This window comes from Nocardia wallacei (genome assembly GCF_029868745.1).
Taxonomy (GTDB): domain Bacteria; phylum Actinomycetota; class Actinomycetes; order Mycobacteriales; family Mycobacteriaceae; genus Nocardia; species Nocardia wallacei_B.
This window is the reverse complement of record NZ_JARWOP010000235.1, coordinates 18,256-36,764: the sequence shown is the minus strand read 5'-3', so window position 1 is coordinate 36,764 and position 18,509 is coordinate 18,256. Positions and strand designations below refer to the sequence as shown.

Sequence of the window (18,509 nt, the reverse complement as noted above, 5' to 3'; positions counted from 1 at the left end):
CCGGTCCTGGCGAGATGGTCACCCGAACCCGGGCGCTATGTCAACTGGCATCCCACCACTGGTGTTGGGATATTCCCAACGCGAGTGTAGGCTGGGCGTATGGACAACGAGCTGCTAGCAGTAGGTGATCGAATCCGGTCACGTATGCCGTTCGGCATGAGTCAGCGGCAGCTCGCAGAACGAGTGAACATGAAGACCGATGCGTTGTCGCGAGCTCTCAACGGGCAGCGAGGATTCTCGTCAGTCGAACTCGCCCGTATTGCGGACGAACTCGGGACCGACCTCTATTGGCTGGTGACGGGCGACCCGGATCCGCATCGCGTCAGGATCGCTGCTCGGCACAGTTGGGATGCTGGTCAAGGTCTTCGAATCAACCCGGGACGACAGCACGATGACGAGATACTTCAGCGTGTGGCCGTAACTTACGAAGCGGCATTTCCCGAAGGGCCTTCGCCGAGTATGCCGCTACCCGATAACGCACCAGCCATGCGGGAAATGCTGGGCGAACATTTCGTGAGAAGTTACGGCGAGGTTGTCGAGGATCGGTTACGGGTCGACGTTGTCCGCTTGCCGATGTTGTCTACCGATTACTCTCTGAGTATCGGTTCACGGTCAATCGTGATACTCGCAACAACGCCGTACTGGTTCCGGAGCAATTGGTCGTTGGCTCATGAGCTGGCTCATTTTGCGCTCGGACATCATGATGGAGAATCTGAACCGGGAGAAAAGGATGAGGCGCCCGCAGATCACTTCGCGGCAGAGTTGCTTCTACCGGAGGCCCTGATTGTCGGGCAAGATTGGAAGCGGATGGACCAGCGCGGCGTTGCCGAATTTCTTTGGCAAACGGGCGTATCCACGATGGCCCTGAAGAATCGACTCGCTTCGCTTGGAGTTCAAGTGGCAGCGGAAGTGGCTGCCGCGCTAAAGCAGACCACGCCAAATCTGATTCGCGCCAATGCAGGCGAAGATCAAGGACCAATCGGTGGAGCGAAACAGGTGATTGTGCGTCAGCAACAGTCGGCTGCTCGCGTGTTCCCTTCTGTTCTGGTCGATGCGCTCCAGCGTCGGGTCGAGTCTGGCGCTGTCTCGCCCGAGCACCTCGCGTGGGTGCTGGACGTACCTGTGGACCAGATAGACTTTCCCGAACCCGACGATGATCAAGACTTCGTCGACGCCTATGAGCAAGTTCTCGCCGCTCGGCCGAGCCATGCTGATCTGGAGGAATGGTTGGCTACAACAAACAGCCAGCCTGCACAGTGAATCCGGCTGATATCCGCTGGGGCACGATTGCTGATCGCACGGAAGCGAGAAAACATCCATTTCAAGAGTTTTCGTGCACTGAGCCGCGGCCTAAGTCCCCGGAGGGGCGGAGGCTTCCGCATCCGAAACCGTGGGAGTGGCATGCGCAAAGCATCCTTCGACAGAGTTCGCAGTGTTTGAAGGCAGGCAGTCGACTGGTGGTCGGGTGGTCTGAATGCAGCAACGAAATCCTCGCAGTCGCTCACATAATGCCGGAAGCCTCTCCCGCTCTGCTCTCTGCTCATATCGCTGCTATCGGCGTTAGCAGGACTATGCGTGGGCAGGGTGGGGCGATTGCGGATCGGGCATTAGAGGAAGTGCGCAGCGTTGTCACTGAACTTGCACGAGCAAGCATGGCGCCTGTGGTGCTGGCAACTGCGAATATTCATACCAGGAACTTCCCAAGTCAACGACTCTTCGAGCGCGCTGGCTACGAGCCGAGATCGGTTCCTAGCGGCGAGTTACAACAGTGGTTTTGCCGCTTTGATACCTGACACAGAGGTTCGGGTGCCTGGAACACGATCAGCCTCGCATTTGACTGCGTCTCAATCTTTCACGCCACCATCGACAAGATCGGCCAACTTCAAAGCGGCGTCATGGTCATGCGTCGGGACGATGGTGACGACCTCGCGCGCCAAGTGCAGCCGATGCAAGGTCCGGAAGGTCGCCTCACGATCGGCATCTACGAGATTGCCTGGGAAGCTTGCCTTCTGACGCACGGTATCGATCTGCAGATGGTGCCAGGCAGAGTCACCCGCGAGCAGAACCCAGCCGCGCGGCGTGTAGGCGAGCACCCCGACGCTCCCCGGGGTATGCCCCGCCAAATCCACCAGCACGACAGTCCCGTCCCCGAATAGATCGTGGCTGCGGGTGAAGGTGAGCACCGGCGGTCCGTCCAGTTCGTACTCGGCGATCGGGCGATCCCGCAGCGCGTCGCGCACCCCGCCGACCGGAGCCACCCGGCCGCTCGCGATCCACTCGTGCTCGGTGCGATGCAGGTGCACCGGCAATTGCGGAAAGTCCAGTAACCCGCACACGTGGTCCCAGTGCGCGTGCGTCGGCAGGGCGAAATCCGGTCGCGGCAGGTGCGGCGCCGCGGCCAGCGCGTCGACGGTGGCGACGGTATCCGCGGGCGGCCGCACGGCGGCCCGCAGCACCGCGGGCAGTTGCGCGATCGCCCGATGCTCGGCATCCACGCACACGCTCGGGTCGACGAGGAACGTCGCCTCCGGGTGCCGCACCACGAATGTCGTCAGCGCGTTGGCGACCCGCCGCGGCGTGAACACACCCTCCACGATCGCCGCGGTCGGCACCGGTCGCGGCGCCTGCGGCAGCGCCGTCACGGTCACCGTGCGCGGTGGAGTCGGCAGTCCCGCGTCGGTGATCGAGCGCAGCAACCGCTCGTCGCGCTGCCGCGGCCGCACCATGCCGTGTACGAGACCTATTGCCGCCGAGCAACATTGGATGACGCCGGGCGTCTGTACCGGATCCGACACGCGGTCCTCCGTTCGATGCCGAGGCGGCGGGACCGTCCCCGCCGCTACCCTCGGTGTCACCGTAAAACTTCATGTCGACGTGAAGTAAAGAGGAGATTCGTGAGTACCAGGGCAGGTCTGAGAATCGGCGACGCCGCCGCCACCCTCGGCATCGCCGCGCACGTGCTGCGGCACTGGGAGTCGGTCGGCCTGCTCGCGCCGCCGCGCAGCCCGTCGGGCCACCGCACCTACGACGAGCAGACCCTGAATCAAGCGCGCCTGATCCGGACACTGCAACGCACCGGACTGTCACTGAGCCGGATCCGCGGCATGGCCCACGCCGGCCACGACGACCGAATCGCGCTGATCGATGCCAAGCGCGCCGAAATCCGGGACCGCATCGCGCTGCTGCGCGCCACCGACCGCTTCCTGTCCCACATCCTCAGCTGCCGTCACCCGGTCATCGCCGAATGCCCGGACTGCGCCCGTTTCGTCGCCCGGCAGTTCCGCCCCGACCTCGACGCGCCAGAATCCTTCCCGCACGCCGCGCTAGAACAGGGGATTCACGGACCCGATCACGGCCGCCACGATCGCGACCCCGATGACCGCGACCGTCGTCACCGCGACAACCGCCGTCCCGTGTCCCCAATGTCCGTGCCGCAGTGAACGATTACGCACATAACTGACGACCGCGAGGGCCAGCAGTCCCAGCGCCGCGGCCACCGGCGCCGCCGACGCGGCGCGCCACCCCGTGACCACGGTCTCGTGCACGAACAGCGCCGAGGTGCCCATCGCCGCCACGGCCGTCCGGCGCCAGGCGAGCGCGGTGCGTTCGGCGGCGAGTGTCGGCGCGGTCATCGGTAGAGCACCGCCACCGCGGCCACGACGGAGACGACCGCGATGCCCACGGCGAGCAGCGGCACCATCACCGTGTCGGCGAGCGGCTCACCGCGCCGCATGCGCCGCTGTACGTCCCGCCAATGTGTATAGGCCCCGACCGACACCAGCACCGCCAGCACGATGCAACTCACCGCCAGCGTCCGGCGCAGGCCGACGTGATGGAACGGCTGGGCCAGCGTATGCACGGCGACACCACCGGCCAGCAACCCGAGCGCCGTGCGGATCCACGCCAGGAAGGTGCGCTCGTTGGCCAGCGTGAAGCGATAGTCGAGGTCCTCGTCGTCCTGTTCCTCGGTCATGGTGCGACCGTAGGCCGCGGCGTCGGGTGCCGCAGCGATCGCCGCACCCACAGCCAGGTGCCCGCGATCATCACCACCAGCGCGGGTTTGCCCAGTACCAGCGCGACCGTGCCGAGCAGCACCACCTTGTCCGCGACGTACAGCGGCACCATCACCACCAGGTGCACCGCCCAGAACACGAACCACGCCAGCGTGACCCGCCGATGCAGCCGCAGCCGGGCCCGGGGATCCGCCGCGTCCGCGGGCTCGAGACCGATGCGCCGGCACACCCAATGCGTGAGCGGGCGCCCGGTGAGCAGCGTGAGACCGAACGCGACCGCGAATACCGCGCAGAGGATCAGGTCGGGCAGGTAGAAACCGCGGCCCTCGCCGGTGATTCCGACGAACAGCGAGAACACCACCACCACGGCCACCGAGATCGCGACCACCTTCACCGAGTCACCCTTCAGCAATCGAAAGGCGCCGAGTCCGACGGCGACGGCCAGCGCGAGGAGAACCCCGATTTTGGCGTTCACGGTCGCGTACCCGACAAGGAATGCGATGGCCGGTGCAGCGCCGTCGATCAGGTGTTGAACACCGCCCAGCGCGCGGAACTTGCCCCATGCCTCGGCAGCGCCCGAACGCTGCTGGTCGATCGATTCCACGGCCACCATCCTGTGAGACGGTTACACAGTTGACGATCAGCAAACTAGATACTGCCACGATGCTCGCGGCGGGGACAGCTTCTCGCGACGGAGCCGCTACGCCTGGCTGCGCAGCCCGGCGAGGGTGACCGAGATCAGCCGGTCGGCGGCGTCCGGGGAGGTTTCGCAGGCGACGCCGATGCCGTGCCCCAGGCGCAGCAGATCGCGCGGCTGGATGTCGTCGCGGACCAGTCCCGCCTCCTGGGTGGGACGCAGGACGGCGGCGGCCGCGTCGGTGATCAGGCTCGAGCAGAGGGTGAAGGTCGCGGAGTCGCGGTCGATGGCGGCCTTGAGCGTGGCCGCGAGACTGCGCTTGTCCATCACGAAGTCGACCTGGGCCCGGAACCACTGCTCCAAAGCGTCTGTGGGGGAGCGGGTCTCGACGAGCTTGTGGGCCTCGGCGGCCAGCCCCTCGATGCTGGATCGGTAGACCGCCTCGATCAGCGCGTCGCGCTGCGGGAAATGCCGGTACAGCGTGCCCGGCCCGACACCGGCCCGGCGGGCGATATCGTCCAGCGGGGCCTGCGGGCCGTGCTCGGCGAACGCCTCGCGCGCGCACTCGATGATGCGCTCGTAGTTGCGGCGGGCGTCGGCGCGCATCGGCCGCGCCGTCGGCGTCGTTGTCGGCGATGCGTCCACGGTTCCTCCATCGAGAACGGATGAACTCCCCGTTCGGTCTTGCGTAAGTGGAGATGTTCTCCATATTCTATCCGGCGCAGCCGCTGAGCTCGCCGGTGCTTGCGTTCACCTCGAGCGGAACGGTTTCCCGCCGCGACGGCCGTCCCTACGATCGTGCGTGTGAACGCCCGCCTGCCGCTCATCGACATTTCGCGCTTCCGCGGGACAACCGCGGAACGTGCGCGATTTCTGGACGAATTGCGTTATGCCGCACACGAAATCGGGTTCTTCTACGTCGTGGGCCACGGAGTTCCGGAGTCGTTGACCAATGGAATTTTCGAGGTGGCGAAGCAGTTCTTCGCGCTGCCGCTGGAACAACGGCTGGAGATCGAGAACATCCACTCCCCGCAGTTCCGCGGGTACACCGGTACCGGTCACGAATACACCGCCGGTTCGCCCGACCGACGCGAGCAGATCGACATCGGTCCCGAGCGCGAGCCCCTCCCGTCCGCGCCCGGACAGCCCGCGTGGCAGCGGCTGATCGGTCCCAACCAGTGGCCCGCGGCGCTGCCGCGACTCCGCGCGACGACGCTGGCCTGGCAGGCGGAGGTGCTGCGGGTGAGCCGGGAAGTGTTGCGCGCGTTGGCCGTAGCGCTCGGCCAGGACGAGGGCTATTTCGACGCCTGGTTCGACGAGGAGGCGTCGGCGCACATCAAGATCATCCACTATCCCGGCCGCGACACCGGCGACGATCAAGGAGTCGGCGCGCACAAGGACTACGGCTACCTGGCCCTGCTACAGCAGGACGAGGTCGGCGGCCTCCAGGTGCAGGGCCCGGACGGCTGGATCGATGCGGTGCCGGTCGCGGGCAGCTTCGTGTTCAATATCGGCGAGATGCTGGAGATCGCCACCCAGGGCTACCTGACCGCGACCAATCATCGCGTGCTGAGCCCGCCGCCGGGTGTCGACCGCTACTCGGTGCCGTTCTTCCTCGGCCCGCGCCTGGACGCCGTGGTCGAACCGCTGGAGCTACCGGCGGAACTGGCGGCCCGGGCCCGCGGCGTCAGCACCGACGCCGACAATCCGCTACTGGCGCAGTACGGCGAGAACGCGCTGATCGGCTGGCTGCGCTCACATCCGGCCGTCGCCGAGCGCTGGTGGGGCGACGTGCTGGCCGAACGTACTCGAGCGGTGGCGGGCGGCTAAGCTCCTGCGGCTATGGCCCTCAGCGCGACCGTGTACAACTTCGCCGTCCAGCTCGCCGATGTGGACCGCGGCGTCTACGCGGACGTCGAACTGCGGGTAGCGCGCCACCCGTCGGAAACGGCCGAATTCATGGTGACCCGGCTGCTGGCCTATCTCCTCGAATACGAAGAGGGCATCGCGTTCAGCGACGGTGGCGTGTCGTCCACCGACGAGCCCGCCGTGCTGGTGCGGGATCTCACCGGTCGGCTCACCGCTTGGATCGAGATCGGCGCGCCCGCGGCCGAGCGCGTGCATCGCGGCAGCAAACTGGCCGATCGGGTCGCCATCTACACCCACCGCGAGCCCGCGCGGGTGCTGGCGCAGCTGAGCGGCAAACGCATTCACCGCGCCGAGGCGATCCCGCTGTACGGCATCGATCCCGGCTTCGTCGACGCCGTCGTCGCGCAGGTCGAACGCCGCAATACCGTCGGGGTGTCCGTCACCGAACGCCAGGTGTACCTGGACCTCAACGGCGTAGGCCTGAGCACGCCGATCGAGGAGCACCGGCTCGGGTGAGCCTACGGCCTGGCGTAGCTGCGGAAAACGTAGTAGTCCTTGCCGTTCGACGACTTCGACAGCCCGGTGGTGAAGGCCATGACGAACTCGCGCGAGATCTGCGGCGCGTACACGTCACCGGTCACGTCGGCGGATACCTCCGTCACCGAGATCACCGTGGCGTAAGGCATTGCCGTGCGGAGGGTCTCGCCGCCGCCGATCACCCACACCTCGTCGGGATCGGTGGCGGTCAGCGCTTCCTCGATCGAGGCGGCACGCTCGGCGCCCGGGGCGGACCAGTCCGGATCGCGGGTGACGACGAGGGTGCGCCGACCCTCCTCGACGCGCGCCTCCGCGGGCAGCGCGTCCCAGGTCTTGCGGCCCATGACGACCGCGCGGCCGGTGATGATCTCCTGGAAGTGCGCCAGGTCCTCCGGGATGTGCCACGGCACGGTGCCGTTCGCGCCGATGACGCCCGACCGGGTCTGCGCCCAGATCAGACCGATGGTCCGCTTGCCGGTGGGGGTGGTCGCTGGGCTCACGAGGCTCAGGATAGCCACCGGATCGGCCGTCCTAGCTATTGACGAGCAATCGGTCTGTCGGCGTGGTGCGCGGGGTGGCCGCCGCGCGGGTGGAGTCGTCTCGTGACAGTGTGGCGGGGATGCGGCGGCAACGGCCGCCGGATCGAAGGGAGGGCAGGATGAGTGCCGAGGACGCGGAGCCGACCGCGGTGACCACCGAGAAACCGGTGCGCGCAGTGGTTTTCGATATGGACGGCCTGCTGCTGGACTCCGAGCGGCTGGCGCTCGAGTCGCTGACCGGTGCGGCCGCGGAGCTGGGTTACGAAGTGCCGCCGGAGTTCTGCCGCAGCATGATCGGGCAACCCGCCGACCGCTCGCGCGCCCTCGTCACCGCCACCTACGGGCCGGAGTTCCCGGTCGAGGAGTTCTTCGCTCGTCACGAGAGCACGCTGGCCCGGCTCGTCGACGACGGGCGCCTGACCCTCAAGCCGGGAGTGCCCGAGATTCTGGACGAACTGGACGCGCGGGCGCTACCGCGCGCGATCGCGACCTCCTCGGGACGCGCGCGCACAGATCACCATCTGCGCGCGGCCGGCATCGCGGAACGCTTCGACGCGGTAGTGACCCGGCAGGACGTCCGGCAGGGCAAACCGCACCCCGAGCCGTATCTGACCGCGACGGCGGCCCTCGCCGCCGAGCCGGAATACACACTGGCACTGGAAGATTCACCGAACGGCTTACGCGCCGCACACGCCGCCGGCCTGCGCTGCCTGCTCATCCCGGACCTGGTCGATCCCACCACCGAAACCCGGCACCTGGCACACCGCGTCCTCCCGGACCTGTACCAGGCGATCGCCTACCTGGCCGAAACCGATTCCCCGCTCTCCACAAGCCGCGCCGCGCCCGGCCGGTGAGGAAGTGCCGGGGTGTTCGCATAGTTCGGCCCGTGGCGGGTATGCGCGAGACGTACACACCGTCGTCGCGAGGAGTGAACGCCCATGCGAGCCGTCACGAGGGCATGGCAGCGGATTACGGCGCTGGCGGAGTCGGCGCTCCGGCGTGATCACCGGCCCGGCGCTCGCCGCCACCTCCGGCTGGTCTCGGCATCGGATAGGGATTCCGGAGCCGAGCACAGTTCACTCACCACGGACCGGCCGCGGGGCGAGCCGGAGTCCTCCCCGCGCGGGCTCGGCGGCATGGACTTTTAAGCGGCCGCTATTGGTGCTGGCGTGAACGTGAACCCGGCCGGTGCCGCGCGGCCTTGTTGCGGTACATGGCGGTATCGACGGTGTGCATGAGATCGTCGATGGCGTCGGGATGCTGGGTCACCAGCGCCGTGCCCACCGACGCGCCGACCGAAATCGATTGCCCGGCAACGATGATCGGCTCGGCCAGCGCGGCGAGCAGCCGCCCCGACAGCGACACCAACTGCTCGGCTCCGGTGCACCGCTCGCGCAGCACGATGAATTCGTCGCCGCCGAGCCGCGCGGCCAGGCCGTCGGGGGACGCGGCGGCCCGCAACCGTTCGGCGACGGCGCGCAGCACCCGGTCGCCGACGGTGTGCCCGTGCTCGTCGTTGACCTCCTTGAATCCGTCCAGATCCAGGTAGCACAGGCCGATGGGCGGGGTGGCGTGCGCGAGCCGGTCGAAGAACAGCACCCGGTTCGCCAGGCCGGTCAGGTTGTCGTGGTGGGCGTCGTGCCACAGCCGATCGGCGAGCGCTTGGCGTTCGGTGATGTCGACGGAGACGCCGATGAGGAAGCGGATCTGCCCGCGCGCGTCCCGCACCGCCGACATCGAAAGGTCGATGATGGCCGTGGTGCCGTCGGGCCGCAGGGTCTTGGTCTCTATCCGGAACCGGTCGATCCGGCCCGCCATCAACTGCTGGAACTGTGCGTAGGCCGGGCCGATATTGTCCGCGCCCAGCACCTCGGCGACCGTGCGGCCGGGAATGAATCCCGCTGGGACGCCGAGCATTTCGGCCATCGCCGCGTTCACGTCCAGCACCGTGCCGGTCGCGGCATCGATGGTTCCGATACCGACCGAGGCGCCGGCGAAGATCGCCGCGAAACGCGCCTCCGACAACTGTCGCTGGGCCTGCGCCTGCTCGACCGCGCCCAGCGCGGCGGTCAGCGTCGCCTCCTGCTCGGTCAGCGCCCTGGTCCGCAGCGCCGCGGTGAATCCGGCCGCGAACTCGGCCGCGACGGTGACGGCCCGGTCCCGCAGCCGCTCGTACTCGGCCCCCGCACGCTGCGGGCACAGCGCCTCGACCATGTCGCGGCAGATGATCGGCACGCTCCGGGCGACCGCCGCCGAGTCCTTGTAGTTGGCGGCGACCAGCGCCGTCGCCGCGGACCGGGCCACCATGGCAGGGTCGTCGCCACCGCGCAGCACGGCCAGCAGTTGCTCGCACAGATCGCTGAGCAGGTCCTCGATCTGGGTCCGGGTGAGGGTCGGCGCGACGACGCCGTCGAGCGCGTCGGCCCACCGCCGTGTCACCTCGCGCGCCGCCACCTACTGCACCTGCCTACTCGAATGCCCTGCTCAGACCCGTAAGCCTACGCCCGCCAGGCCGAGCGAACGGCCGGGCGCCTCATGCAGATCGCGCTCGGATTCCGGTCGCCACTGCGGTATCTCGACCACGCCCGGCTCGACCAGTTCCCAGCCGGTGAACAGGTCGGTGATGGCCGCGCGGTCGCGGAAGCGGATGCCGACGCGGCTCTCGTTGGCGGAATGGTCGCCGAGCCGGGCGGCATCCTCCGGGCGCTGTGCCGAGGTCAGGTGCGAGATGGCCACGTGGCTGCCCGCCGGCACCGCCTCGCGCAGTGCCGTCACCCGCTCCCTCGGCAGGTCGGCGTCCTGCAGCAGATGCAGCACCGCGACCAGCAGCAGCCCCACCGGCTCGGTGAAGTCGATCAGACCCGAATCTTCGGTCCGGGCGAGCAACTCGTCCGGCTTGCGCAGGTCCGCCTGGATCGCGTCGGCGCGGTCGTTGCCCACCAGGATGGTGCGCGCGTGCGTGACGGCCACGGGATCGATGTCGACGTAGAGCACCCGGATGGCCGGATCGATCGCCTGCGCCACCTCGTGCACGTTGCCCGCGGTCGGGATGCCCGAGCCGACGTCGAGGAACTGCCGGATGCCGCGGTCGGCGAGGAAGCGGACCGCCCGGCGCAGGAATGCCCGGTTGCTCAGGGCCAATCGGGGCAGGTCGGGCACGAGCCGCTTGCCCGCTTCCGCGGCGAACCGGTCGACCTCGAAATTGTGCGACCCGCCCAGCAGGGCGTCGTACATCCGAGCCGGACTCGCCCGGCTCATGTCCACGCCCTCGGGCGCCCACGCCGGCCTCTCCACTGGCAACCCCTCTTGTGCCTGCTCCCCGGGCCGCCCCCGAGCGGGCGGTCCGGGCCCTGCGGATGCTGTGTGAACGTTCACCCGCACGGGTGTACTGCGCATATTAGCCCGCGTTCCTGTGAGCGGGATCGGCGCGAAGGTCAGCCTTTTAACTTCACTAACAAACTGTTAACTATTTCATTGCCGACAGGGCATAGCGCCGGTCGCACGGGTAAGACAGAGTGCACGATGTGGGTTCGGCAGTGAGACGTGTTGGTATCGATGGTTGTTGATCACGGCGTGGCGCAGGAATCCTGCGAGCCCGCTTCGCTCCCGGACGAGCAGGGACGATTCGGCCGCTTCGGCGGACGGTATGTACCCGAGGGACTGATGGCCGCGCTGGCCGAACTCGATGTGGCCTATCGGCAAGCGTGCGCGGATCCACGGTTCGGCGTCGAACTGGGGGAGTTGCTGCGCGACCGCGTGGGCCGCCCCACGCTGCTGCACCGGGCGCCGCGTTTCGCGGAATCGCTACCGGCGCCGGGCATCCGGGTCTATCTGAAGCGCGAGGATATGACCCACACCGGCGCACACAAGATCAACAATGCGCTCGGGCAGGCACTGCTGGCCCGGCGCATGGGCAAGACCCGGATCGTGGCGGAGACGGGCGCGGGCCAGCACGGCGTGGCGGTGGCGACGGTGTGCGCGATGCTCGGATTGTCCTGTGTGGTCTACATGGGCGCGCACGACATGCGGCGGCAGGCGTCGAACGTGCTGCGCATGCAGCTGCTCGGGGCGCAGGTGCGGGCCGTGCACGCCGGGCGGCGGCGGTTGAAGGACGCCGTCAGCGAGGCGGTGCGGGACTGGGTCACCAACGTGGACACCACCCACTATCTGTTCGGCACCGCCGCCGGTCCGGCGCCCTACCCGAGGATCGTGCGGGACTTCCAGACGACGATCGGCGTGGAGGCCCGGGCACAGATTCTGAAAGCCGAAGGGCGGCTGCCGGATTACGTGCTCGCCTGCGTCGGTGGCGGCAGCAACGCCATCGGGCTGTTCCACCCCTTCCTCGACGATCCGCAGGTTCGGCTGATCGGGGTGGAAGCGGCCGGGCGCGGCATCGAAACAGGTTGGCACGCGGCCACATTGAGCGTCGGCACGCCCGGTGAGATGGACGGCTCGTTCAGCTACCTGCTCCAGGACGAGGACGGCCAGATCGCCGGGACACACAGCATCGCGGCGGGGCTGGACTATCCGGGTGTCGGCCCGGAACTCAGCCACCTCAAGGACAGCGGCCGGGTGAGCTACCCCGCGGTGACCGATGCCGTCGCCCTGCGCGGGATGGACGCCCTCACCCGCACCGAGGGCATCATCACCGCCCTGGAGTCCGCCCACGCCGTGGGTCACCTGATCGAGCTGTCCGAACGCGGTGCGCTGCCCGCCGGGGCGGTCGTGCTGGTCTGCCTGTCCGGACGCGGCGACAAGGATCTGGAGATAGCCGCACAGCAGCTGGGTATCGACGCCCCGCACTAGTCTGGACGGGGTGACCGACGCACTTCGCCGACACGACACCACCGCGCGCGCCTTCGCCAGCGACAACTGGGCCGGTATCCATCCGGACGTGCTGGCGGCCCTGGCTGCGGCCAACGGCGGGCACCAACCCTCCTACGGCACCGACGAATACACCACCGCGCTGCGCCAGATCTTCGCCCGCCGTTTCGGCGACGCCGCGCAGGTCTATCCGATGTGTACCGGCACCGGAGCCAATGTCGTTGCGCTGCAAGCGTTGCTGCCGCGCTGGGGCGCGGTGATCACCGCCGAGTCCGCGCACGTCAACTCCGACGAATGCGGCGCCGCGGAGAAGGTGGCCGGAATCAAGATCTATCCGGTGATCGCGCCCGGCGGCAAACTCACGCCCGAACTCGTCGACACGCAGGCGTGGGGCCGCGGCAACGAGCACCGTGCCCAGCCGCTCGCGCTCTCGATCACGCAGACCACCGAGCTGGGCACCTGCTATTCGGTCGAGGAGATCCGGGCGCTCTGCGACCACGCGCACGGCCTGGGCATGCTGGTGCACATGGACGGCGCCCGGCTGTGCAACGCGGCGGCGACGCTCGGCCTGGGGTTGCGCGAGTTCACCACCGACGCCGGGGTGGACATCGTGTCCTTCGGCGGCACCAAGAACGGCCTGATGCTCGGCGAGGCGGTGGTCGTCCTGCGGCCGGACCGCATCCACGACATCACCTACCTGCGCATGCTGACCACGCAGCTGGCCTCCAAGATGCGCTTCCTCTCGGTTCAGTTCGAGGCGCTGCTCGGCGGCGACCTGTGGTTGCGAAATGCCCTGCACGCCAACGCCATGGCCACCCGGCTGGCCACCGCGGCGCGGGCGGCGGGAGTGGAGATCGCCTATCCGGTGCAGTCCAATGCCGTCTTCGCGATCCTGCCCCCGGACGTCACCGCCCGCCTGCGCCGGCGCTTCCCGTTCCACGTCTGGGACGAGGACACCGGCGAGGTCCGCTGGATGTGCGCCTTCGACACCACCCCGGCGGACGTGGACGCCTTCGCCGCCGCCCTCGCACAGGAGATGAGCGCCGCGACCGCCGGCTGAGCGTCGGGTCAGGCCGCGGCGCCCGCGAGGACGTCCGCCACCCACGCCAGCGGCACCGGTTTCAGACCGTGCGCGTCCAGCCCCACGTGGATCTGCCGCCCCCGCACCCGGTCGCGGCTGTGCGTGTGGCCGTGCAGCAGCCAGCGCCCGGCATTGTCGCCCGTGGCGGGCAGCCGCCACTCCTCGAACCGGCTCTCCGGGCTGTGATCGCCATCCCCGCTGCCCTGGAACGGGAAGTGCGACAACAGGATCCGAGTGCCACCGACCTTCCGGATGGCGGACTGCTGCACGCTGTCGAACGCGGTGTCGAGGTAGATGCGCTGCCACCGGTGCGCCTCGCTGCGCATCGGGTGGCAGCCGTCGTGATTGCCCGTGATCAGGTGCTTGCGACCCGGCCGCCGCGACACCCAGTCCAGCGCGGCGAGTTGCGCCTGCTTGCCGCCGACGGAGATGTCGCCGAGCACCCACACCGGATCGTCGGCGCCGATCAGCCGGTCCCAGTGGGCCGCCAGCGCGGCATCGTGTTCGGGCACCGACCCGAAGCCGCGCAGCTCGGCGAGGAGCCGGTGCCCCACGTGCAGGTCGGCGGTGAACCACACCTCGCTCATGAGTCCTCCCGGTCCAGGTGCGCGCGGCGGATGCGTTGCAGCAGATCCTCCAAGGGTTCCTCGTCCGGCTGCTGCGGCAGCGCGCTCACCGCGGCGTCGAAGCGCGACTCGTAGGCGGCGAGCAGATCCCGTGCCGCCCGCGCCTCGGGATCGCTTGCGACACTGCGGCCGAAGGCGAAGTACGGCTCCGGATCCGGCACCCGGATCGGCAGCGTACCGGTGGTGTAGAGCCGATAGCCCTGCCACAGCAGCCGCATCGTGTGGCGTGCGTGCTTCTCCCGCCGCGCGGCCGCGCCACCGCGAGCGAGCAGCCGCAACTGTGAACTCGCGTAACCGAAGAACGCGTCCCGCACCCGCCGCGCGGACGGGAAGCAGCTCCGCAACGCGACCAGCTCCGAGCCGAATTCGGTGGTGGCCGTGTACTCGTCGAGCCACAGCAGCTCCATGGCCGTCGGGTTGCACGACAGCATCAGCCCCATCGCCTTGCCGACCTCGTGATAGGTCGCGTCCGCGCCGTCGCGCCCCTGCCTGGTCGAGCGCTCGCGGGTCGGCGGGTGCAGGCCGAGCAGGGTCCGGGTCGGGGCCGCGAAGATTCCGGCGTAGTCGACATCGCTGGCGGGCGTGCTCAGGCCGTAGGCGGTCGAGCCGACGACGCCCTCGAGTAGCAGGTCTTTCATGCTGGTAGCCCCCGATGAAATCCGATCGCCGTCCGACGCCCGAAAGCACGCGGTGCCCCCGGGTCGGACGGGCCTCGGCGCCTCCTCCGTCGCCTCGGCCATACCGACTGTAGCGTTCGTTGTCGCGGATCGGCATCCGATTATCCGGCGGTCGCGGTCTCACACCAGATTGATGGAATCCAGCACTCGCGTGCCGAGATCGACGTCACCCGTGACGGCGACCGCGCACGTCCGCCAGGCCAGGCGTCCGGTGCTCCACAACGGGAATTCCTCTGCGAGAGCGGCGATTCGGGCCGCGGCCGTGGTGACCGGGCCGGGTCGCACCCGGATCCGCCCGCCGCGCGGCTCCAGACACCAACTGCCGCCGCCCGGGCCGGTGAGGGTGAGCGCGACGGGGGAGTCCAGCCAGCTCAACGCTTCTCGATGGGAGCGTTCCAGCAGCACGGTGAGCCAGGTCAGCAGCGTGGCCATGCGGCGCGGGTCGGTGGGCGGGATCGGGCGGTCGAGGGCCACCGCGAGGTCGTGGCGCACGTGGGTGTGCCAGTCGAAGACGAGCATGGCGGGGACGAGACCCAGTGGGTACCAACCCAATTCGCCGACGCGGAACGGAATCCGGTCGATTCCCGGCGCCGTCAGCACCGTCAGGGCGGCGCACCCGCGACCGCTCCACTTGGTGAACTCCGACGTCACGTGCTTGGTCGAATGCGAGCGCCGGACGTCCACCAGTTGCGTGTTCAGGCGTTCGAGATCGCGGGTGGTCGCGAGCGCGAACGCGGTCGGCGTGACGATCGCCCGCGCGGTGACGGTCAGGTGGATGAGCACGTCGGCAACCGACCATCCCGGCGCCGCGCTCGGGGCGGCCAGATCCGCCACGCTCAGCTCCGCACAGAAGTCGAGCACGGCCTGTCGCTCGTCGCGCAGCGCGAGCAGGTGCCGCGAACTCATCGCGTGCCCTTCCCGACCGCCGAACACTTCATGAACAGCGCACGCTACCGCGTGGGCGGGCAACCGTCGCGCGATCGCACTCTTGACGCAATGAGAGAAATTCGAGTAAATTCTCTCATAACCCGGCGTCAGCTCGAAGGAGAGCAGCGATGAACCCAGCCGTGCCGCACCGGCATCCCGATACGCCGCGCCAGGTTCCGGGCCTGCGCCCGTTCGCGCGGCTGATGCGGATCGGCAATCCCTCCCCGGGGCAGTGGCAGGCGCTGGGTGCGGCGCTGCTGGTCGGCGACGAGCCGATGGACCGTGTCGTCGACTGGATGTACGCCGAGGGCATGGAGCGCACTCGCCCGCTGTTCGAGCAGGCGTTGCGCGAGGGCATCGACGCCGTGCCGCGGGCGCCGGAACCGTTGCGCGAGTTCTTCCTCCGATACGAGCCGGTGCCGGACTGGGTGGACTGGGATCAGATCCGCCGCGCCGAGCGGGTGTTCCGGATGGGCGGCACCGACGGGCTCTACATCGCGCGGGACGTCTCGCTGCTGGGCGGCTACCTGGCCTCCGGATTCAACAAGACCCTCATTCGCACGGGCGCTCTGGAGAAGGGCCCGGCGAAACGCTTCGCCGAGACTCTGCAGTGGGCGCTCGACGTCACCTCCGACGACGGCATGCGGCCGCTGGGTATCGGCTATCGCTCCACCCTGCACGTCCGGCTGATCCACGGGTTCGTGCGGCGGCACGTCGCCGCGCTGCCGGACTGGGACACCGACGAGTGGGGTGTGCCGATCAACCAGACCGATATGGCGGCCACCCTGGTCGGCGCGCTGATCGCGCCGTTCATCGGGGCCATGCCGATGGGCATCGTCCCCGTGCGCGCCGATCTCGAGGCCGGGGCACACCTCGCCCGCTACGTCGGCTGGCTGATCGGGGTGCAGGACGAATGGCTGCCGGACGGGTTCCGGGACGCGGTGCGCATCCTCTACCACTGCATGACGGCCATCACCAACCCCGACGAGACCACTCCGCAGCTGGCGATGCCGATGGGTGACGATCCGCTCGGCTGGCACTACCGCAATTTCCCGGCGCTGCGCGGCCGTATCGCGCGGGCGCAGCACCTGTCGGTCGCCAGTACCTTCCTCGGCCCCAAAGCGATGCGGCAGCTCGGCCTGCCGCCGTACATGCCGCCGTGGTATCCGCTGCTGCGAATCCCGGTGAACCTCACCAGAAGTGGCGCCGCGCTGCTGCTGCCCGGCGGCACTGAACGCGCCGCCGCCCGCGGCCGCCGCGAGCAGGAGGCGTTCCTGCGGCAGCTGATCGGGGAGCGGCCCGCGGTCATCGGCGACTCGGCGAAGCATGTGAGCCACGCCGCCTGAGTTCAGCGCGGGAGCGGATATACCTGCGACCCGCCGTCGCCGGCGACGGTCTCCAGCCGGGTGAACATCCCGGCCTCGGGCGCGGACAGCCGGACCGCCACCGGCGTCGATTGTTGCTGTCCCGAGGCGCAATTCGGGTCGCAGGCGCCCAGCCGCTGGATTCCCGCGCCGTGCGCCGAGCCGGAAGTCCAGCTTTCCCAGCGGATATCGGTGACCGCCAGGTTGCCGTCGGCGCAGGTGACGATGATTTCGGCGGGTTCGGTGTGTGGCCGGGAGGTGCAGTCCCGGACGTGTGCGGCGGTCGCGCCGCCGGATTGCGGTGCGGCGGACTGCCCTCCGTCGGCGGCACATCCGGCGACGGCGAGTGCGGCGGCTACGGCCGCGACGCGAAGCGAGCGCATACGATTCTCCTGTGGGTCGAGATCGGCGGTCCGACAATATTGCCGGGCGATGTGGACTTGTCGGTGGCATGGGGCATGCTCATGGCACGCAGATGTCCACTAGCGCCCGGAGAGCACCATGTCGTCCCGTCGAACCAAGTCGCAACCCTTGTCGGACATCGAGATTCGGCAGATAGCCGCCGAGATCACCGACGGCCACCCGCCGATGGTGTGGTTCACCGCGGATGCGGTGGGTGTGCCGGAGGGTCGTTCGGGCAAGGTGGTCGCACTCGGTGATCCCGCCGAGGGCGATTTCCTGCAGGTGCGCCCCACCGGCTCCAAGGATGTGCTGTCGTTCTCGCCGACCGAGGTCACGCTGACCAAACCGGTCCGCGCGAAACCGCCGGCCACGAAGCAGACCGCCAAGAAGACAACGGCAACCAGGAAGGACACCGCAGTGAGCATGCCGTCGACCGTCAACCCTGCGCCGACGCCGCCCAGCCCGGCCCCGGTGCAGCCCGCTGTCACCGAGGCGCCGAAACCGGCCGCCCCGGCCCCGAAACCGGCCGCCAAGCAGAGCCAGGGCGCCGCCCCGCGCCCGGCCCGCGAGAAGAGCGCCACCACCGCCCGCAAGTCCAAGACCCCGGAGGTGACGGTCACCCTGTCCGGCACCGCCGACGGGGAGTGGACCGTGGATGTGGCGCACGGCAAGAAACGCACCCGCGGTCTGTCGGTCCCCGGCGCCACGGTGGCCCAGGCCGCGAAAATCCTGCACCCCGAGGTCGCCGAGGTGGTCGACACGGTGCTGGAGTCGGTGCGCAGCAGTCAGCGCGCGAAAGTGGAACAGCTGCAGGCGGAATTGGAGCAGGCCCGCCGCCTGCTCGACGACCTGTCGGGCTGAGCGGGCCGCCCGGCGGCGTGCCGAGCGCGGCGTGCGGGACGGCCGATGCCGTGTGGTGTCGGACGTCCGGTCGGCGCGGGCGCTCGGCGCCACATACTCGCGGCACGGCACCGACACGGCTCCGCCGAGTCGCTGGTTCTGCTCCTGTGAGC

General features: G+C 68.8%; 21 protein-coding genes. 9 read left to right on the top strand and 12 right to left on the bottom strand.

The annotated features are described in order from the left end of the window. Positions 1-99: 99 nt before the first annotated feature. A complete protein-coding gene (locus tag QH470_RS20340) occupies positions 100-1,260 on the top strand; it encodes a helix-turn-helix domain-containing protein (RefSeq protein WP_280273983.1) in 1,161 nt (386 codons plus the stop codon). A 584-nt stretch (positions 1,261-1,844) separates the two neighbouring features. Here QH470_RS20340 and QH470_RS20335 read toward each other — a convergent pair. Next, positions 1,845-2,795 carry an MBL fold metallo-hydrolase gene (locus QH470_RS20335; protein ID WP_280273982.1) on the bottom strand — a complete coding sequence of 317 codons (951 nt, stop codon included), beginning with the start codon at positions 2,793-2,795 and terminating at the stop codon, positions 1,845-1,847. 99 nt (positions 2,796-2,894) lie between these two features. Between QH470_RS20335 and QH470_RS20330 the strand changes: the two genes are divergently transcribed. Continuing rightward, positions 2,895-3,440: a MerR family transcriptional regulator gene (locus QH470_RS20330; RefSeq protein ID WP_280273981.1), complete on the top strand. Its 546-nt coding sequence runs from the start codon at positions 2,895-2,897 to the stop codon at positions 3,438-3,440. On the opposite strand, the gene QH470_RS20325 is transcribed toward QH470_RS20330, so the two are convergent. The 4 genes from QH470_RS20325 to QH470_RS20310 all read right to left on the bottom strand — a co-directional run bounded on the left by QH470_RS20325 (position 3,324) and on the right by QH470_RS20310 (position 5,295). Beyond that, positions 3,324-3,632 (bottom strand): DUF202 domain-containing protein, encoded by a 309-nt coding sequence (locus QH470_RS20325; protein WP_280273980.1) that lies wholly within the window; start codon positions 3,630-3,632, stop codon positions 3,324-3,326. The two genes, QH470_RS20330 and QH470_RS20325, sit on opposite strands and share 117 nt — an antisense overlap. Next, the gene (locus QH470_RS20320) at positions 3,629-3,973 is read right to left on the bottom strand and encodes a YidH family protein (protein WP_280273979.1); all 345 of its coding nucleotides are present in this window, start codon (positions 3,971-3,973) and stop codon (positions 3,629-3,631) included. Before QH470_RS20320 ends, QH470_RS20325 begins: the two co-directional genes overlap by 4 nt. Then, positions 3,970-4,617 (bottom strand): DUF3159 domain-containing protein, encoded by a 648-nt coding sequence (locus tag QH470_RS20315; protein ID WP_280273978.1) that lies wholly within the window; start codon positions 4,615-4,617, stop codon positions 3,970-3,972. Before QH470_RS20315 ends, QH470_RS20320 begins: the two co-directional genes overlap by 4 nt. A 96-nt stretch (positions 4,618-4,713) precedes the next feature. Continuing rightward, entirely contained in the window at positions 4,714-5,295 is a 582-nt protein-coding gene (locus QH470_RS20310) for a TetR/AcrR family transcriptional regulator (protein WP_280273977.1), read from the bottom strand. A 159-nt stretch (positions 5,296-5,454) separates the two neighbouring features. On the opposite strand from QH470_RS20310, the gene QH470_RS20305 reads away from it, so the two are divergent. Both QH470_RS20305 and QH470_RS20300 read left to right on the top strand, forming a co-directional pair. Then, complete coding sequence (locus tag QH470_RS20305; protein ID WP_280273976.1) at positions 5,455-6,480, top strand: isopenicillin N synthase family dioxygenase; 1,026 nt, start codon at positions 5,455-5,457, stop codon at positions 6,478-6,480. A 12-nt stretch (positions 6,481-6,492) separates the two neighbouring features. Continuing rightward, positions 6,493-7,035, top strand: a complete 543-nt coding sequence (locus QH470_RS20300; protein WP_280273975.1) for a YaeQ family protein — start codon at positions 6,493-6,495, stop codon at positions 7,033-7,035. Positions 7,036-7,037: 2 nt separating this feature from the next. Here QH470_RS20300 and QH470_RS20295 read toward each other — a convergent pair whose 3' ends face one another. After that, positions 7,038-7,556: a dihydrofolate reductase gene (locus QH470_RS20295; protein WP_280273974.1), complete on the bottom strand. Its 519-nt coding sequence runs from the start codon at positions 7,554-7,556 to the stop codon at positions 7,038-7,040. Positions 7,557-7,714: 158 nt separating this feature from the next. On the opposite strand from QH470_RS20295, the gene QH470_RS20290 reads away from it, so the two are divergent. Next, on the top strand, positions 7,715-8,449 hold the full coding sequence (locus tag QH470_RS20290; protein ID WP_280273973.1) for an HAD family hydrolase: 735 nt from the start codon (positions 7,715-7,717) through the stop codon (positions 8,447-8,449). Between the two features lie 301 nt (positions 8,450-8,750). Here QH470_RS20290 and QH470_RS20285 read toward each other — a convergent pair whose 3' ends face one another. Continuing rightward, positions 8,751-10,049, bottom strand: coding sequence for a diguanylate cyclase domain-containing protein (locus QH470_RS20285; RefSeq protein WP_280273972.1), 1,299 nt, complete (start codon positions 10,047-10,049; stop codon positions 8,751-8,753). A gap of 30 nt (positions 10,050-10,079) precedes the next feature. After that, positions 10,080-10,889 carry an SAM-dependent methyltransferase gene (locus tag QH470_RS20280; protein WP_280273971.1) on the bottom strand — a complete coding sequence of 270 codons (810 nt, stop codon included), beginning with the start codon at positions 10,887-10,889 and terminating at the stop codon, positions 10,080-10,082. A gap of 261 nt (positions 10,890-11,150) precedes the next feature. On the opposite strand from QH470_RS20280, the gene trpB reads away from it, so the two are divergent. After that, the gene (trpB, locus tag QH470_RS20275; protein WP_280273970.1) at positions 11,151-12,401 is read left to right on the top strand and encodes a tryptophan synthase subunit beta; all 1,251 of its coding nucleotides are present in this window, start codon (positions 11,151-11,153) and stop codon (positions 12,399-12,401) included. Between the two features lie 10 nt (positions 12,402-12,411). Continuing rightward, a complete protein-coding gene (locus QH470_RS20270; RefSeq protein WP_280273969.1) occupies positions 12,412-13,479 on the top strand; it encodes a threonine aldolase family protein in 1,068 nt (355 codons plus the stop codon). 8 nt (positions 13,480-13,487) lie between these two features. Here QH470_RS20270 and QH470_RS20265 read toward each other — a convergent pair whose 3' ends face one another. The 3 genes from QH470_RS20265 to QH470_RS20255 form a co-directional block, all read right to left on the bottom strand. Continuing rightward, positions 13,488-14,087: a metallophosphoesterase gene (locus tag QH470_RS20265; protein ID WP_280273968.1), complete on the bottom strand. Its 600-nt coding sequence runs from the start codon at positions 14,085-14,087 to the stop codon at positions 13,488-13,490. After that, a complete protein-coding gene (locus tag QH470_RS20260; protein WP_280273967.1) occupies positions 14,084-14,764 on the bottom strand; it encodes a nucleotidyltransferase domain-containing protein in 681 nt (226 codons plus the stop codon). The genes QH470_RS20265 and QH470_RS20260 overlap by 4 nt, the downstream gene beginning before the upstream one ends. Positions 14,765-14,923: 159 nt before the next feature. Then, positions 14,924-15,709 carry a maleylpyruvate isomerase N-terminal domain-containing protein gene (locus QH470_RS20255; RefSeq protein WP_280273966.1) on the bottom strand — a complete coding sequence of 262 codons (786 nt, stop codon included), beginning with the start codon at positions 15,707-15,709 and terminating at the stop codon, positions 14,924-14,926. A 149-nt stretch (positions 15,710-15,858) separates the two neighbouring features. Between QH470_RS20255 and QH470_RS20250 the strand changes: the two genes are divergently transcribed. After that, positions 15,859-17,076 carry an oxygenase MpaB family protein gene (locus tag QH470_RS20250; protein WP_280273965.1) on the top strand — a complete coding sequence of 406 codons (1,218 nt, stop codon included), beginning with the start codon at positions 15,859-15,861 and terminating at the stop codon, positions 17,074-17,076. A 2-nt stretch (positions 17,077-17,078) separates the two neighbouring features. Here QH470_RS20250 and QH470_RS20245 read toward each other — a convergent pair whose 3' ends face one another. After that, positions 17,079-17,477, bottom strand: a complete 399-nt coding sequence (locus QH470_RS20245) for a hypothetical protein (protein WP_280273964.1) — start codon at positions 17,475-17,477, stop codon at positions 17,079-17,081. A 118-nt stretch (positions 17,478-17,595) separates the two neighbouring features. Here QH470_RS20245 and QH470_RS20240 point away from each other — a divergent pair, with 118 nt between their 5' ends. After that, complete coding sequence (locus tag QH470_RS20240) at positions 17,596-18,357, top strand: DUF6319 family protein (protein ID WP_280273963.1); 762 nt, start codon at positions 17,596-17,598, stop codon at positions 18,355-18,357. Positions 18,358-18,509: the final 152 nt, after the last annotated feature.